This is a genomic window from Ramlibacter aurantiacus (genome assembly GCF_016722895.1).
Classification (GTDB): domain Bacteria; phylum Pseudomonadota; class Gammaproteobacteria; order Burkholderiales; family Burkholderiaceae_C; genus Ramlibacter; species Ramlibacter aurantiacus.
Window position 1 is genome coordinate 739,853 of record NZ_JAEQNA010000001.1, and the last position, 15,480, is coordinate 755,332.

18 protein-coding genes are annotated in these 15,480 nt (G+C 68.8%); 9 read left to right on the forward strand and 9 right to left on the reverse strand.

The window, feature by feature from the left end; translation table 11 throughout:
- Nucleotide 1 precedes the first annotated feature (1 nt).
- Both JI739_RS03360 and JI739_RS03365 read left to right on the forward strand, forming a co-directional pair.
- On the forward strand, nt 2-1,186 hold the full coding sequence (locus JI739_RS03360; protein WP_201682415.1) for a CaiB/BaiF CoA transferase family protein: 1,185 nt from the start codon (nt 2-4) through the stop codon (nt 1,184-1,186).
- The gene (locus tag JI739_RS03365) at nt 1,183-2,328 is read left to right on the forward strand and encodes an acyl-CoA dehydrogenase family protein (protein ID WP_201682416.1); all 1,146 of its coding nucleotides are present in this window, start codon (nt 1,183-1,185) and stop codon (nt 2,326-2,328) included. The genes JI739_RS03360 and JI739_RS03365 overlap by 4 nt, the downstream gene beginning before the upstream one ends.
- A gap of 105 nt (nt 2,329-2,433) precedes the next feature.
- On the opposite strand, the gene JI739_RS03370 is transcribed toward JI739_RS03365, so the two are convergent.
- Nucleotides 2,434-3,423 (reverse strand): Bug family tripartite tricarboxylate transporter substrate binding protein, encoded by a 990-nt coding sequence (locus JI739_RS03370; RefSeq protein WP_201682417.1) that lies wholly within the window; start codon nt 3,421-3,423, stop codon nt 2,434-2,436.
- A 150-nt stretch (nt 3,424-3,573) separates the two neighbouring features.
- Between JI739_RS03370 and JI739_RS03375 the strand changes: the two genes are divergently transcribed.
- A complete protein-coding gene (locus JI739_RS03375; protein WP_201682418.1) occupies nt 3,574-4,350 on the forward strand; it encodes a helix-turn-helix transcriptional regulator in 777 nt (258 codons plus the stop codon).
- Nucleotides 4,351-4,748: 398 nt separating this feature from the next.
- Nucleotides 4,749-5,153: an RNA-binding protein gene (locus JI739_RS03380; RefSeq protein WP_201682419.1), complete on the forward strand. Its 405-nt coding sequence runs from the start codon at nt 4,749-4,751 to the stop codon at nt 5,151-5,153.
- 90 nt (nt 5,154-5,243) lie between these two features.
- Here the strand turns inward: JI739_RS03380 and phbB are convergent, their stop codons facing one another.
- Genes phbB through JI739_RS03395 form a run of 3 tightly spaced genes read right to left on the reverse strand, consistent with a single transcriptional unit; the run spans nt 5,244 to nt 8,937 of the window.
- Nucleotides 5,244-5,981: an acetoacetyl-CoA reductase gene (gene phbB / locus JI739_RS03385; RefSeq protein WP_201682420.1), complete on the reverse strand. Its 738-nt coding sequence runs from the start codon at nt 5,979-5,981 to the stop codon at nt 5,244-5,246.
- 38 nt (nt 5,982-6,019) lie between these two features.
- Entirely contained in the window at nt 6,020-7,201 is a 1,182-nt protein-coding gene (locus JI739_RS03390; RefSeq protein WP_201682421.1) for an acetyl-CoA C-acetyltransferase, read from the reverse strand.
- A gap of 32 nt (nt 7,202-7,233) precedes the next feature.
- The gene (locus JI739_RS03395; protein WP_201682422.1) at nt 7,234-8,937 is read right to left on the reverse strand and encodes a PHA/PHB synthase family protein; all 1,704 of its coding nucleotides are present in this window, start codon (nt 8,935-8,937) and stop codon (nt 7,234-7,236) included.
- A gap of 83 nt (nt 8,938-9,020) precedes the next feature.
- Between JI739_RS03395 and JI739_RS03400 the strand changes: the two genes are divergently transcribed.
- Nucleotides 9,021-9,311 carry a hypothetical protein gene (locus tag JI739_RS03400; protein WP_201682423.1) on the forward strand — a complete coding sequence of 97 codons (291 nt, stop codon included), beginning with the start codon at nt 9,021-9,023 and terminating at the stop codon, nt 9,309-9,311.
- On the opposite strand, the gene pgeF is transcribed toward JI739_RS03400, so the two are convergent.
- Together pgeF and maiA are read right to left on the reverse strand one after the other, a co-directional pair.
- Complete coding sequence (gene pgeF, locus JI739_RS03405; protein WP_201682424.1) at nt 9,243-10,016, reverse strand: peptidoglycan editing factor PgeF; 774 nt, start codon at nt 10,014-10,016, stop codon at nt 9,243-9,245. The genes JI739_RS03400 and pgeF overlap by 69 nt on opposite strands.
- A gap of 22 nt (nt 10,017-10,038) precedes the next feature.
- Nucleotides 10,039-10,680: a maleylacetoacetate isomerase gene (gene maiA / locus JI739_RS03410; RefSeq protein ID WP_201682425.1), complete on the reverse strand. Its 642-nt coding sequence runs from the start codon at nt 10,678-10,680 to the stop codon at nt 10,039-10,041.
- 116 nt (nt 10,681-10,796) lie between these two features.
- Here maiA and JI739_RS03415 point away from each other — a divergent pair, with 116 nt between their 5' ends.
- Nucleotides 10,797-11,099, forward strand: coding sequence for an antibiotic biosynthesis monooxygenase family protein (locus JI739_RS03415; protein WP_201682426.1), 303 nt, complete (start codon nt 10,797-10,799; stop codon nt 11,097-11,099).
- Nucleotides 11,100-11,233: 134 nt separating this feature from the next.
- Here JI739_RS03415 and JI739_RS03420 read toward each other — a convergent pair whose 3' ends face one another.
- A complete protein-coding gene (locus JI739_RS03420; RefSeq protein ID WP_201682427.1) occupies nt 11,234-11,902 on the reverse strand; it encodes a YiaD family glycine zipper/OmpA-like lipoprotein in 669 nt (222 codons plus the stop codon).
- 109 nt (nt 11,903-12,011) lie between these two features.
- On the reverse strand, nt 12,012-12,449 hold the full coding sequence (locus JI739_RS03425) for a MarR family winged helix-turn-helix transcriptional regulator (protein WP_201682428.1): 438 nt from the start codon (nt 12,447-12,449) through the stop codon (nt 12,012-12,014).
- A gap of 155 nt (nt 12,450-12,604) precedes the next feature.
- Here JI739_RS03425 and gtdA point away from each other — a divergent pair, with 155 nt between their 5' ends.
- The 3 genes from gtdA to JI739_RS03440 all read left to right on the forward strand — a co-directional run bounded on the left by gtdA (nt 12,605) and on the right by JI739_RS03440 (nt 14,974).
- A complete protein-coding gene (gene gtdA / locus JI739_RS03430; protein WP_201682429.1) occupies nt 12,605-13,663 on the forward strand; it encodes a gentisate 1,2-dioxygenase in 1,059 nt (352 codons plus the stop codon).
- Entirely contained in the window at nt 13,660-14,355 is a 696-nt protein-coding gene (locus JI739_RS03435; RefSeq protein ID WP_201682430.1) for a fumarylacetoacetate hydrolase family protein, read from the forward strand. Before gtdA ends, JI739_RS03435 begins: the two co-directional genes overlap by 4 nt.
- A gap of 73 nt (nt 14,356-14,428) precedes the next feature.
- Nucleotides 14,429-14,974, forward strand: coding sequence for an NUDIX hydrolase (locus JI739_RS03440; protein WP_201682431.1), 546 nt, complete (start codon nt 14,429-14,431; stop codon nt 14,972-14,974).
- Between the two features lie 29 nt (nt 14,975-15,003).
- Here JI739_RS03440 and JI739_RS03445 read toward each other — a convergent pair whose 3' ends face one another.
- A complete protein-coding gene (locus JI739_RS03445; RefSeq protein ID WP_201682432.1) occupies nt 15,004-15,459 on the reverse strand; it encodes a response regulator in 456 nt (151 codons plus the stop codon).
- Nucleotides 15,460-15,480: the final 21 nt, after the last annotated feature.

Below are 15,480 nucleotides of genomic sequence, written 5' to 3' on the forward strand. Positions count from 1 at the left end.
CATGCGCGATTCTTCCGATCAGGTGCTGTCCGGCCTGCGCGTGCTGGATTTCGGCAGCTTCATCACCGCGCCCTACGCGGCGATGCTGCTGGCCGAGATGGGCGCCGACGTGGTGAAGGTGGAGCGGCCGGGCACGGGCGACCCGTTCCGGGCCTTCAACGGCGGCCTCTACAGCTCGCACTTCCAGGCCCACAACCGCAACAAGCGCAGCATCGCGCTGGACCATTCGGCGCCGGGCGCGGCGGCCGCGCTGGATGCGCTGATCCAGCAGGCCGACGTGCTGCTGGTCAACGTGCGCCCGGGCGTGGAAAGCCGGCTGGGCCTGGACCCGGACCGGCTGCAGGCGCTGAACCCGCGGCTGGTGTATTGCAGCATCACCGGCTACGGCGCCACCGGGCCCTACCGGGACCGGCCGGCCTACGACAACGTGGGCCAGGCGCTCTCGGGCTGGCTGTCGATGTTCCACCAGGGCACCGACGCACGGGTGCCGGGGCCGGCGATCTCGGACGCCATCACCGGCCTGTTCGCGGCGATGGGCATCCTGGGGGCGCTGCACGAGCGCTCGCGCACCGGGCGCGGCCGCAAGGTCGAGGTGAGCATGCTCGAGTCCATGATCGCCTTCGCCACCGAGCCGCTGGGCAAGCTGTTCGACAGCGGCGAGCCGGTGGGTTTCTACGACCGGGCGGCGTCCTCGCAGTCGTTCATCCTGACTTGCGCCGACCAGCTGCGCATCGGCCTGCACTTGTCTTCGCCCCCCAAGTTCTGGACCGGCCTGCTGGCGGCGATCGAGCGGCCCGACCTGGGCGAGAAGTACGCCGACCGCTTCGCCCGCGTGTCCCGCTACGACGAGCTGGCCGCCGACCTGGCCGCGGTGTTCGCGACCCGACCCCGGGCCGAATGGGCGCAGCGGCTGGAGGCGCAGGACGTGCCGTTCGCGCCGGAGCACCGGCTGCAGGACCTGGCGGATGACCCGCAGGTGCGGCACCTCGACCTGTTCTACGGCGTGGAGCATCCGCAGCACGGCACCGTGCGCGCCGCGCACCGGGCCATGCGCTTCGACGGCGACCACCGCAGCGACTTCCGAGCCCCGCCCACGCTGGGCGAACACACGCGCGAGGTGCTGGCCGAGGCCGGACTCGGCGCCGACGAGATGGAGCGCCTGCGGCAACAGGGACTCATCGCATGAATTTCACGATCGAGCCGGAACTGCGCATGCTGCGGGATTCGGTGCGGCGTTTCGTCGACGAGGAGCTGATGCCGCTGGAGCCGCTCTACGCCAACGAGCCCGACATTCCCGACGAGGTGCGCCAGCGGCTGCAGTCGCGTGCCAGGGAGCTGGGCTTCTGGAGCTTCGACGTGCCCGAGGAGCATGGCGGCGGCGGCATCGGCATGCTGGGCATGTGCCTGGTGTTCGAGGAGCTGGGCCGCTGCAACGTGCCGTCGTTCCGCGCGCAGACGGTGCTCACGCCTTACCTGGGTCCGGTGCTCTATCACTGCACGCCCGAGCAGAAGGAGAAGTACCTGTACCCCGTGGTGCGCGGCGACAAGCGCACCTGCTTCGCCCTCACCGAGCCCGGGGCCGGGTCCGACCCGGCGCGCATGCGGACCACCGCGGTGCTCGAAGGCGACCACTGGCGGATCAACGGCACCAAGGTGTTCATCACGAGCGCCGACAAGGCCGACTTCGTGCAGGTGTTCGCGCGCACCGTGGTGAAGGGCGAGGAAGTGGGCGTGTCCTGCTTCCTGGTCGACAAGGGCACGCCAGGCTTCCGGCTCGGGCAGAGCTTCGAGCTGATGAGCCCCGACCGGCCGTGGGAAGTGGTGCTGGAGGACGTGCGCCTGCCGGTCTCGCAACTGGTGGGCGAGCCCGGCAAGGGCTGGGAGCTGGCGCGCGAGTTCCTCGACGTGGGCCGCCTGATCCACGGCCCCAAGTCCATCGGCCGGGCGGAGCGGGCGCTGCAACTGGCCATCTCGTACGCGAACCAGCGCAGCACCTTCGGCCAACCGCTGGCCAAGCGCCAGGCCATCCAGTGGATGGTGGCGGACTCGGCCACCGAGCTGCACGCCGCCCGCCTGATGACCTACCACGCGGCGTGGAAGGCCGACCAGGGCCTGGACTACCACCTGGAGGCGTCGCAGGTGAAGCTGTACGCCGACGAGATGTACATGCGCGTGGTGGACCGCGCCATCCAGATCCACGGCGGCATCGGCCTGTCGCGCGAGCTGCCCCTGGAGCTGATGTTCCGCGACGCGCGCAGCCGGCTGATCACCGAAGGATCTTCGGAGATGCAGCGGATCATCATCGCCAGCGAGATGCTGAAGCGTTGACCCTCCCGAAGCGCGTTCGGCGCCTCCCCTGAAGGGGGCGCCACGGCCCGGCATAGCCGGTTCCGCGGTGGCAGCGGAACAGCCTGCCGCTGCGCGGCGGCCTGGTCAGTCCCCTTTGAAGCCGCTGGACTTGACCACCCGGGCCCAGCGCTCGTTTTCGGAAGCGACCATCTTGCGGGCCTCGGCCTGGGTGGAGCCGACCACGGTGAAGCCGGCCTCTTCCAGCTTCTTGCGGGTCTCCGGCGCCTGCACCGCCCGCACCATGTCGCGCTGGATGCGGTCGACGATGGGCTGGGGCGTGCCGGTGGGTGCGAAGACCACGAACCAGGCGGAGAAGTCGGCCTTGGGCAGGCCCGCTTCGGCGAAGGTGGGCACCTCGGGCATCAGCGGCGAGCGCTTGGCCGCGGTGGTGGCCAGGGCCTTGAGGCGGCCGCCCTTGATCTGCGCGGCGGCCAGCGGCGTGGACATGAGTGCCGCCTGCACCTGGCCACCGCCCAGGGCGGTGATCACGTCCGAGGTCTGGCGGAAGTGCACGATCTCGGTCTTGTAGCCGGCCATCTCGGCCAGCATCACCGCGCCGAAGTGGCCCGGCGTGCCGGCACCGAAGGTGGCGAAGTTGGTGGCGCCGTTGGCCGCCTTGGTGAGCTTGACGAACTCCTGCACGTTGTTGGCGGCCATGCTGGCGGGGACCACCAGCACGAGGTCGGTGCGGGCGATCTCGGTCACCGGCACCAGTTCTTTGGCCGGGTCGTAGGTGAGCTTGGAGAAGGCCGCCGGCGCGATGCTGATCGACGACAGGTCGGCCACCAGCAGGTTGTAGCCATCGGCCGGGCTCTTGGCGACGGCGCCGGTGGCGATCTGTCCGCCCGCGCCGGTGCGGTTCTCGACCACCACCGACTGCCCGACGATGTCCGCGAAGGCCTGCCCGGCGGTGCGGGTGAGGATGTCCGGGCCAGTGCCGGGGGCGAAGCCGACGGCGAGCTTGATGGGCTTGTCGGGGTAGCTGCCCTGCGCCAGGACGGACGGTACGGCGGACGCCAGGGCCAGGGTGATGCCAGCCGCGAGGGCGGCGCGCCGGGATGCGAAGCGGTTCATGTGTGTCTCTCTCTGAGGCTGGAAAGCGGCGCCACCTCGGTGGGCCGCGGGATCGGATGCACCCGTGGGGGCATGGGTGCGGAGACTAGAATTTCCGCCCCTTCCTGTCTGTCCACGTCGATGTGGACAGGGTTTGCCCGAGGTCCCCTGATGCAGCTCATCCCGCTCGATTCCCATGGTGCCCATGCTGATGACCGGGCCGCGATGGATGCCCTGTCCAGCGTGATCGGCTCGGTGGGGGATCCGGCGTTCGGCAACTCGGCCTTGCAGGCGCTGAACCGCTGGATGCCGCTGTGCTGGTGGTCGGTCTACACCTTGTACGCGGCCGCCCCGCCAGTGCTGCACGCGCACAGCAGCGTGGGCGATGCGCCGCGCGGCACGAGCGAATCGTGGCGGGTGTACCGCAGCTCCTTGTACCGGCGTGATGGCAGTTTCAGCGCGGCGCGACAGGCGGTGGCGACCGGCGCGCCTGCCCTGGTGCACTGGATGGCGGACGAGCTGCCGCCGGAGCATCGCGAGGCCATCTACAGCCGCAACGGATTGCGCGAGCGCCTGTCCATCGTGGCCGCCGCTTCCGGCGGTGGACTGCTGGCGATCAATCTCTACCGGCACGAGCGGCAGGCACCGCTGGGGACACAGGCGCTGCAGGCTGCCGCCGGCCTGGCCCAGCCGCTGGTGGCCTGCGTGGAACGGCACATCACCTTGCGCGCCCGCGACGGCGGCAAGCTCGCCGGTTTGCAGGAGTTGACCCAGCGGGAGCGCGAGGTCTGCGAGCGGCTGCTCAAGGGCTGGACGCACGACGGCATCGCCGCCGACCTGGGGTTGACGCCGGCTACCGTGCGCACCTACCGGGACCGCGCCTTCCAGCGCATCGGCGTGCGTTCACGGCACGAACTCTTCGCGCGCTTCTCGCAAGCCGGAGCCTGAGTCCGCGTCGGGACTGTCCGGCCTGGCCCGGGCCTCAGCCCAAGGCCAGCGAGGTCGCGAATGCAAGCCCACCAAGGAGGGCCGCCGTCAGGCTCAGCCGAAGCATGGCCGACAGGGGAATGGATCGCGTTTTTTGGCTCATGGAATGCTCCCACGGTGGATCGACGACGGCTCCAGTGTGGGCGCCGCGACCTGCCCGCCCTGTGGGAGCGGGCCGTCGGCGGATGTCCGCAGGCCGCATGGGCGGTTCGCCCAGGGCCGATGGCACGGGAGAGCGCGAACGCGCAGGCGTGACGGCACCCGTCCTACAGGCCCGCGGCGACGGTGCCGACAACGAGCTGCCTGCGATCGCGAGCTAATGACTCATCCGAGCAACCGAGAACGAACAGGAGGCCCCCATGAAACCCTTCGTCATGCAGTCGTCCATGACCACGATGTCGGGCGTGTTCTATCCGACGGGACATGCCGTGCTGATGTTTCCCGGCGGGCACGAGGACGCGCGCAAAGCCTGCAAGGCACTGGCGGCCGTGGGCATCGATGATGACGAGATGTCGCTGCTATCGCCCGAGGTCATCATGTCCGACATCACCCGCACCGTCGGCAGCGCCGACATCCCCCTGCCCTCGGTGGGCACGGAAGCCGACACGGTGCGGCAGATGTCGCACCTGGCCGCCCAGGGGCATTGGGGATTGCTGGTGCACGCGCCGCACCAGAAGGACAGTGACCTGATCCGCAAGGCGATCGAGAACATCCCCGTGAGCTACGCCCAGAAGTACCGCCAGCTGGTGATCGAGGATCTCTAGAAAAGGAAACGCCGCCCGCGCCAGGGACGCGAGCGGCGGGAGGCGATCGCCCGACGAGCCTCGCACCCGGTGCAAGGCTCGTTTCGTTCGTCAATGCATGTGCAAACCGCCGTTGACCGAGAAGTCGGCGCCGGTGGAGTAGCCGCCTTCCTCCGAAGCCAGCCAGGCGATGATGGAGGCGATTTCCTCAGGCTTGCCCAGGCGCTTGACCGGGATGGTGCCCACGATCTTGTCGAGCACGTCCTCGCGGATGGCCTTGACCATTTCGGTGCCGATATAGCCCGGGCTCACGGTATTGACCGTCACGCCCTTGGTGGCGAGCTCCTGCGCCAGGGCCATGGTGAAGCCGTGCATGCCGGCCTTGGCCGCCGAGTAGTTGGTCTGCCCGGCCTGGCCCTTCTCGCCGTTGACCGAGCTGATGTTGATGATGCGGCCCCAGTTCCGGTCGACCATGTCGCCCACCACCTGCTTGGTGACGTTGAACATCGAGTTGAGGTTGGTCTCGATGACCGCGTCCCAGTCTTCGCGTGACATCTTCAGGAACATGCGGTCGCGGGTGATGCCGGCGTTGTTGACCAGCACGTCGATGGGGCCGTGCTCGGCCTTGGCCTTGGAGAAGGCTTCGACCGTGGAGTCCCAGTCGCCGACGTTGCCGACCGACGCGTAGAAGGTGTAGCCCTGGTCCTTCTGTTCGTTCAACCATTTGCCGTGATCGCGGGTCGGCCCGCAGCCGGCGATCACCCGGAAGCCTTCCTTGTGCAGGCGCTGGCAGATGGCGGTGCCGATGCCCCCCATGCCTCCGGTGACGTAGGCGACTTTTTGGCTCATGCTTGGATCTCCTTTGTGTGACGTGATGGAACCGGCGATCAACCGCGCTCGAGGGCCAGCGACACGCCCATGCCGCCGCCGATGCACAAGGCCGCCAGGCCCTTGCGCGCTTCGCGGCGCTGCATCTCGTGCAGCAGCGTGACCAGGATGCGGCAGCCCGACGCGCCGATGGGATGGCCGATGGCGATGGCGCCGCCGTTGACGTTGACCTTGGCCGGATCGATGCCGAGCTCCTTGTTGACCGCGCAGGCCTGGGCGGCGAAGGCTTCGTTGAGCTCGAAGAGCTGCACGTCCTGGGCGTTCCAGCCGGCGCGCTCGAGCGCCTTGCGGGAGGCCGGCACGGGGCCCATGCCCATGGTGGCGGGATCGAGGCCGGAGGTGCCGAAGGCCGCGATGCGCGCCAGGGGCTTGAGGCCCAGGGCGGCGGCGCGCTTGGCGCTCATGACCACCACGGCGGCGGCCCCGTCGTTGATGCCGGACGCATTGCCGGCGGTGACCGTGCCGCTCTTGTCGAAGGCGGGACGCAGGCCGGCCAGCGCTTCGGCGCTGGTCTTCTTGTTGATGAACTCGTCGGCGTCGAAGACGACCGGGTCACCCTTGCGCTGGGGGATGGAGATGGGAACGATCTCGTCCTTGAACCTGCCGGCCTCCTGGGCGGCGGCGGCCTTCTGCTGGCTGGCCAGCGCGAGCGCGTCCTGCGCGGCGCGGTCGATGTTGTGGGCCTTGGCCACGTTCTCGGCGGTGATGCCCATGTGGTACTGGTTGTAGACGTCCCACAGGCCGTCGACGATCATGGAATCGACCATCTTCCAGTCACCCATGCGCTGGCCGTCGCGCGAGCCCATGAGGACGTGCGGCGAGGCGCTCATGTTCTCCTGGCCACCGGCCACGACGATCTCGGCATCGCCCCAGGCGATGGCCTGGGCGGCGAGCATGACGGCCTTGAGGCCCGAGCCGCAGACGGCGTTGATGGTCAGGCCCGGCACTTCCTTGGGCAGGCCGGCCTTGAGCAGGGCCTGGCGTGCGGGGTTCTGGCCAGCGCCGGCGGCGAGCACCTGGCCCATGATGACTTCGCCCACCTGGGCCGGATCGACCTTGGCGCGCGCGAGCGCCTCCTTGATGACAGCCGCGCCGAGCTCGGGCGCCGGGATCTTGGCAAGCGATCCGCCGAACTTGCCGACGGCCGTGCGCGCGGCGGAAACGATGACGATGTCTTCCATGGTGGGGTACTCCTCGGGGATGAAAAAAATCTTCAGGCCTTCGCCTTCACGTAGCGGCCAGGGGCCGGCTCGATGACCTGGTACTTGCCGCGGCCGTAGGCCTTGGGCGCGGCGATGAGCTTGCCGCCGTGGGGCTCGAGCCAGGCCGACCAGTCGGTCCACCAGCTGCCCGGATGCTCGGTGGCGTGGGCCAGCCAGTCGTCGAAGCTGCGTGGCAGCTGCTCGTTGGTCCAGTACGAACGCTTCTTCTTGGCCGGCGGGTTGATCACGCCGGCGATGTGGCCGGACGCTCCCATCACGAAGCGCTTCTTGCCGCTGAGGTGGTTGACCGAGGCATACGCGCCGCCGATGGGCACGATGTGGTCCTCGCGCGAACCGTACAGGTAGGCCGGCATGTCGATGCGGGCCAGGTCGATCTTCTGCCCGCAGACGGTGAGCTTGCCCGGCTTGGCCAGGTTGTTCTCGAAGTAGGTGTTGCGCAGGTACCAGGCGTACATCGGACCTGGCAGGTTGGTGGAGTCGCTGTTCCAGTACAGCAGGTCGAAGGGCGGCGGGGTCTCGCCCTTGAGGTAGTTGCCCACCACGTAGTTCCAGACCAGGTCGTTGGGGCGCAGGAAGCTGAAGGTGGAAGCGAGCTCCTGGCCCTTGAGCACGCCGCGCCGCCCGAGCTGCGCCTCGCGGTACTTGACGAAGTTCTCGTCGACGAAGAGGTCGAGCACGCCCGTGTCGCTGAAGTCCAGGAAGGTGGTCAGCAGCGTGAGCGAGGCGACCGGATCTTCACCGCGCGCGCGCAGCACGGCCAAGGCGGTGCCGAGCAAGGTGCCACCCACGCAGAAGCCCAGCGCGTTGACCTGCTTGGCATTGGCGATCTCGCGCACCACCTCGATCGCGCGGATGGGGCCGTCACCGACATAGTCGTCCCAGGTCTTGTCCTGGAGCGAATCGTCGGGGTTGCGCCAGCTGATGACGAAGGTGCGGTGCCCTTGCGCGACCAGGTGGCGCACGAGCGAGTTCTCGGGCTGCAGGTCGAGGATGTAGAACTTGTTGATGCAGGGCGGCACGACCAGGTACGGGCGCTCGAAGACCTTGGGCGTGAGCGGCTTGTACTCGATGAGCTGGAACAGCTCGTTCTCGAACACCACCGCGCCTTCGGTGGTGGCGACGTTGCGACCGACCTCGAACTGGCTCTCGTCGGTCATCGACACGTAGCCTTGCTGGATGTCGCGCCAGAGGTTCTGCACCCCGCGCGCGATGCTTTCGCCGCGGCTTTCGACCGCCTTCTTCTGGGCTTCGGGGTTGAGCGCCAGGAAGTTGCTCGGCGCCGAGGCGGCCAGCCACTGCTCGACCGCGAAACGCAGGCGGGACTTGGTTTTCTCGTCGGTTTGCGCCGCCTCGACCATGCCCAGCAGCGTGCGCGCGTTGAGCAGGTACACCGAGGCGGCGTAGCTGCCCATGGAGTTCTGGGCCCAGGCCTCGGAGGCGAAGCGGCGGTCGGCTGGCGGCTGCAGTCCCTGGTTCCAGAGTTCACAGGCTTCGCGCACATAGGCCTGCTGCAAGGCCTGGAGCATCTGGCCGTCGAACTGGAGCGACGGTTGCGGCGCGGCCGAGTGGGCGGACGTGATCCGCTGGAAGGCGTCGAGTGCCTGGGTCCAGGCGCCCAACTGGTCTTGGAGGGGGTTTGGCGTCGCCGCGGTGGGGGCGTCTGCTGGAGAATGAGCGGCTTCGGCTGCCTTCATGTGGTGGTTCGCGCTGACAGGACGAGCCGAGTATCGCCCCAAGTCCGTGGGGCTACAAAGCTCATCTATAGAAAAACCTATCCATGTACCTCGTCATCATCGGCTGGTTGTACGTCACATTGATGATGGCGGTTGCGGAGGCGACGAGCCCGGCCGGGTCCCTGCTGGGTGCGTTCATCACGCTGGTGTTCTATGGCCTATTGCCGGCGGCACTGCTGGCCTACATCCTGGGCACGCCCGGACGCAAGCGCGCGCGGCGGGCGCGGGAAGCCGAGGAAGAAGCGAAGGCCCGGGCCGATGCGGCCTCACTCGAGCCAGATGCTGGCGGCGATGCGCCCGCTGATGCGGTCCCGCCGGTGCGAAAAGAACCGTGAGGGCTGCGAGTGGGTGCACCAGGCGGTGCTGCCGTCGTTGCCGTGCAGCCGCGTCACCCCGGCCGACTGCAGCCGTTGCCGCGCGAGGCCCGGCAGGTCGGCCAGCCACTTGCCTTCGCGCACCGGCTTGAACCACGCGGCGGCCGCCGGGTCGTGCAGCTCGAACGCTGCCTTCACCTCCGCGCCGACCTCGAAGGCCGACGGTCCGATGCAGGGGCCGAGCCAGGCCATCAGGCGTGGTCCCGCGGACTCGACCGAGGGCAGCCTCAGGGCCGTTGCCAGCGAATCGAGCACGGCCTCCAGCACGCCACGTCCGCCCTGCCCCGCCAGTCCGCGCCAGCCGGCGTGCGCGGCCGCAACGGCCCGGCCGTCTTCGGCGTCGCACAGCAGCACCGGCAGGCAGTCGGCGACCAGGATGGTGCAGGCCACGCCCGGCACGGTCGACACGCAGGCATCGGCCTCGGCGCCGTCGGGTGTGTCGGCCCGCAGCCGCACCACCTCGCTGCCATGCACCTGGCGCAGGAACACCGGCCGCACCGCCAGGGCCGCGGCGTAGCGTTGGCGATTGGCTTCAACCGCGAGTGGGTCGTCGCCCACGTGGTCGCCGAGGTTGAGGCTGTTCCAGGGGGGACCGGATACGCCGCCGTCGCGGGTGCTGCAGGCGGCATGCACGCGGGGCGGGGCGGGCCAGTCCGGGATCAGCATGCGCCGGGTGACCGCCAGGGGGTCACGCTTCGTTGTCAGGGCAGCTGGACGGCTGCGCGCGCTGGAACTCGGGCAGCTCCATGCAGGCGTCGAACGCAGCCATGGTGCGGGTCAGCCCCGACAGGTCGACGTTGAAACGTTGGCCGTTGAAGATCTGCGGCACCAGGCAGCAGTCCGCCAGGGTGGGCGTGTCACCGTAGCAGAACGTGCTGGGCGGCAGCTGGGCAAGCTCGGCCTCGAAAGCTTCCAGGCCGGTCCGCACCCAATGCCGATACCAGGCGTTCTTGTTGTCGTCGGACACGCCCATCTCGCGCACCAGGTACTTCAGCACACGCAGGTTGTTCAAGGGATGGATCTCGCAGGCGATGAGCTGGGCGAGCGCGCGAACCTTGGCGCGTGCCGTGGCCTCGGAGGGCAGCAGCGGCGGCTGCGGGTAGACCTCGTCGAGGTATTCGATGATGGCCATCGACTGGCCCAGCCGGTCCTGGGCATCGGTGACGAGCGTGGGGACCAGCCGGGGGGGCGACACGGCGGCATAGGCCGGCTGCTTGTGCTCGCCCTTGACCAGGTGGACCGGCACGTAGTCATAGGGCAGCCCCTTGAGTTCGAGCGCGATGCGCACCCGAAAGGATGCTGAGGAGCGGAAGTAGTTGTACAGCTTCATGGCCCCACAAGGATAAACCGCGGGCCCGCGATGGTCGACCTCCCGAGCACTGGTGCATCATGCGCGGCCGGGCGCGGCCCGCGTCCCGGCCGCACCCTGAACCGACGGACCCTCACATGATTCTCGAAGTCGCCGACATCCGCATCCACCCAGGCCGCGAGGCCGAGTTCGACCAGGCCATCCAGCGCGGCCTGTCCACCGTGATCGCCCGCGCGCAGGGCATGCGCGGCTACGACGTGCGCAAGTGCATCGAGTCGCCCCAGCGCTACCTGCTGCAGATCCAATGGGAACGCCTGGAAGACCACACCATCGCCTTCCGCGAAGGCCCGCTCTTCCAGGAGTGGCGCGCCATCGTCGGCCCCTTCTTCGCAGCACCCCCCACGGTCGAACACTTCACCGTGCTGGCGCAGTCCGACTGAGGGTTGCGGGGACGCCCCCAGACCGTCGCGAAGCGGCAGGTCCCTCCAGCGGCAACCGCGGAACCGGCTTTGCCGGGCCGCTGGTTAGCGCCCCCTCGAGGGGGGAAGCGGCGAAGCCGCTTCGGGGGTGGGCCCTACCTACCGGCGACGTTCGCCCGCTCGCCCAGGAAGATCTCCACCCGCCGGTTGCGCGCGCGTCCCATCTCGGTACTGTTGTCGGCGATGGGCTCACGCTCTCCGCGACCGGCGATCACGATGCTGCGGGGATCGACACCGCGGGCGGCCAGGTAGTCGCGAGCCGACTGCGCACGTTGCAGGGACAGCCGGTCGTTCAGCTCGTCCGAGCCGGTGCTGTCGGTGTGGCCGATGATGCGCACCTCGGTATTGGGCTGGCTGGACAGTCCGCTGGCGAACTGGTCCAGGATGGGCCGCAGGTTGGGCCGGATGTCGGCGCGGCCGACGTCGAACGAGATGTCGCTGGGAATATCCAGCTTGAGCTGGTTGTCGGGGGTCTGCGAAACGGCCACGCCCGTACCCACCGTCGCGCGCTCCATGGTCTGGCGACGCTGCTCCATCTGCTGCGACCAGACATAGCCGCCCAGCGCGCCGACACCCGCGCCGATGGCAGCGCCGCGCACGTCGCGGCCGATCGCCGCACCGCCGAGCGCGCCGATGCCGGCACCGATGGCCGCGTTGCGCTGCGTCGGGGTCATGCCGCTCATGTCCATGTTGGCGCAACCCGTGGCCAGCAAGGCCGCCGCGAGCGTGGCGCCGATCCGACCGTGCAATAGGAAGTTGTTCATGCGTGCCGTCCTTTCCTGCAAGTAACCAGTTCCAATTGAACACAGCCATGAGCGCCGGCTGGCGCGGCAGCCTTCTGACTTTGGCGTAGGACGCGAAGGACGATCAACCTCATCCGGACTCGTGACCGGCCACCAGCCTGCGCAGCAGCTCGACCAGATGCTCGCGCTCAACGGGTGCGAGCGGCGCCACGATGCGCGTCTGGGCCCGGGCCACCGCGCGCTTCATCTTGATGGCCATCTGCTGCCCGTCCGGGGTGATCCACAGGCGTTTGCGGCGGCGGTCGGCCGGGTCCGACTCGCGGCGCACCCAGCCGCGCGCCTCGAGGCGGCCGATGACCGAGCCGAACGTGGCCGCATCGAAGGCGACCTTGGACGCCAGGGTGACCTGGTCTTCGCCGGGGTCGTCGATCAGCGCGTTGAGGATGGCGAACTGCACCGGCGTGACGTCGAAGCCGGCCGTCTCCTCGTTGAAGACGGCCACTGCCACCTGCTGCGCGCGGCGGATCAAATGTCCCGGCGCCTGCTCGAACTCGAAACCCTTTGCCATGCCGGCAGTGTAGTGCCGGCGTCACCCGCCACGGTTTGCCATGCGTGCATATCGTATGTATGCTTATGAACAAGGGCGATCTGTCCGGCCGCGTGTCCAGTCCGCCGAGGGGCCGGCAAGCCGCCCCTATCATCGATCGAGACCAAGGAGACGACATGAACGCCCCCCAGACGGCCGTGCACGAGCGCGAGCAGCTCTATCGCGACATGGACCCCCACAACCTCAAGCCGCTGTGGGAGGTGTTGCACGCCCTGGTGCCGCCGCAGCCGGCCTCCCCCTGCGTGCCGGCCCTGTGGACCTACGAGCGGGTGCGCCCTTTCCTCAAGCGTGCCGGCGAGGTCATCAGCGCCGAGGAGGCCGTGCGCCGGGTGCTGATCCTGGAGAACCCGGGCCTGCGCGGGCAGTCGGCCATCACGCAGTCGCTCTATGCGGGCCTGCAGCTGATCCTCCCGGGCGAGGTCGCGCCGTCGCACCGGCACACGCAGGGTGCGCTGCGCTTCGTGGTGGAGGGCCAGGGCGCCTACACCGCCGTCAATGGCGAACGCACGACCATGCACCCCGGCGACTTCATCATCACGCCGAGCTGGACCTTCCACGACCACGGCAACCCGTCCGACCAGCCCATGGTCTGGCTGGACGGCCTGGACATCCCCATCCTGCGGTTCTTCGATGCCGGCTTCGCCGAAAACGGATCGGCCCGTTCACAGCAGGTGACGCAGGCCGAGGGCAGCAGCTTCGCGCGCTTCGGGCACAACATGGCACCGGTGCGGCCTGTGGCGCCGTTCGGCAAGACGTCGCCCATCTTCAGCTACCCCTACGACCGCAGCCGCGAGGCGCTGGACCGGCTGGAGCGCGACGCGCCGATCGACGAGTGGGACGGCGTCAAGCTGCGCTACACGAACCCGCTGACCGGCGGCTGGCCCATGCCCACCATCGCGGCTTTCATGCAGAAGCTGCCGGCGGGATTTCGCGGCAAGGGCTGGCGCCAGACCGATGGCGCCATCTACAGCGTGGTGGAAGGCCGGGCCGCGGTGCACATCGAATCGCCGGCAGGTGGCTCGACGCGCTACGAGGTGACGCCGCGCGATCACTTCGTGATCCCCTCCTGGCACGCGGCCCGACTCGAGTCCGAGGCAGGCTGCGTGCTGTTCAGTTTCTCCGACCGCCCGGTGCAGGACGCGCTGGGCATCCTGAAAGAAGAAAGGCTGCCATGAGCTATGTTTTCCAACCGCCCGCGCCCGTCGCCGTGCCGATCGTCGGGCGCGCCGAGCGCTTTCCGGTACACCGCATCTACTGCGTGGGCCGCAACTACGTCGAGCATGCCAAGGAGATGGGTTTCACCGGCCGCGAACCGCCATTCTTCTTTCTGAAGCCCGCCGACGCGGTGGTGGTGGTCGACGAGGGGCAGACCGGCAGCATCCCCTACCCCTCGGCCACCAAGGACTTCCACCACGAGATCGAACTGGTGGTGGCCATCGGCGAGGGCGGCCGAAACATCAAGGCGGCCGATGCGATGCGGCACGTGTTCGGCTATGCGGTGGGCCTGGACATGACCCGGCGCGACCAGCAGGGCGAGATGAAGAAGCAGGGCCGGCCGTGGTGCATCGGCAAGGCCTTCGATCACTCGGCGCCCATTGGCCCGATCACGCCCGCCGCGCAGGCCGGCGACATCGAGCACGCAGCGATCTGGCTGCAGGTGAACGGCCAGGACCGCCAGCGCAGCAATGTCGACAAGTTGATCTGGAACATCGCCGAGACCATCGAACATCTGTCGGCGGCCTGGGAGCTGCAACCCGGCGACCTGATCTATTCGGGCACGCCCGAAGGCGTGGCCGCGGTGGTGGCGGGCGACACCATGGTGGGCCACGTCGATGGCCTCGTACCCATCCGCGTGGGGGTGAAGTAACCCGCCCCCCAGCGCTGCGCGGTGGCTCGTGACGAGCCCCGGCTCCTGTGCCTGCGGCACTTACACTTTGCCGATGCTGCGCAGCCCCATCAAACACTGCCGCAACTGCGGCACCGCGGTCGCCTATCGCTTGCCCGATGACGGCGACACGCGGGAGCGGGCCGTGTGTCCTTCATGCGCGACCGTCCACTACGAGAACCCGCTGAACGTCGTGGGCACCCTGCCCCACCTGGACGACCGGGTGCTGCTGTGCAAGCGCAATATCGAGCCGCGATGGGGCAAGTGGACCCTGCCGGCGGGCTTCATGGAGCTCGGTGAGACCGCCGCCGAGGGCGCCGCCCGCGAGACCGTGGAGGAGGCCGGTGCGCAGTTCGAGATGGAACGCCTGCTGTCCGTGCTGAGCGTGCCCCGCGTGGGCCAGGTGCATCTTTTCTACCTGGCACGACTGACCAGCGACCGGTTCGAGCCCGGCATCGAGACGCTGGAAGCCCGCCTGTTCCGCGAAGACGAGATCCCCTGGGACGACATCGCCTTTCGCACGGTGAGGGAGACCTTGCTGCGGTACTTCGATGACCGGCGCAGCGGCCAGCACACGGTACACACGATCGACATCGTCTGACCCATCGCGCGGCTGCTGCCGCGACCCCATCAGCGGGGCAATAGCTTACCCAGCAGTTCCATGATGTGCGTGGGATCGGCAGGCTTGGTGAGGTGCCCGTCGAATCCGGCCGCGGCCGTGCGCTCGCGGTCCTTCTCCTGGCCCCAGCCGGTCAGCGCGAGCACCACCGGTTGCGGCGACAAGGGCAAGGCGCGAATACGGCGGCAGACTTCGTGGCCGTCGAGATCAGGCAAGCCGATATCGAGCAGGACCGCCTGGGGAGGCTGCTGCTGCAGCGCCTGCAGACCGGAAGCGCCGTCGTAGGCGGCGCTGGCGGTGAAGCCACTGAGCATGAGGATGTCCACCAGCGTGTCGGCGGCATCGCGGTTGTCGTCGACCACGAGCACATGCGCCGGCTGTCCGGGCGCGGTGGATCGAGCGGCGTCGGCGGGTTGCGGGTCGCGGCCAGGCCGCTGCGAGTCGGGGTGGTTCGGGTTGTCTGACACGGCCCGCCATTATGGAGCCGG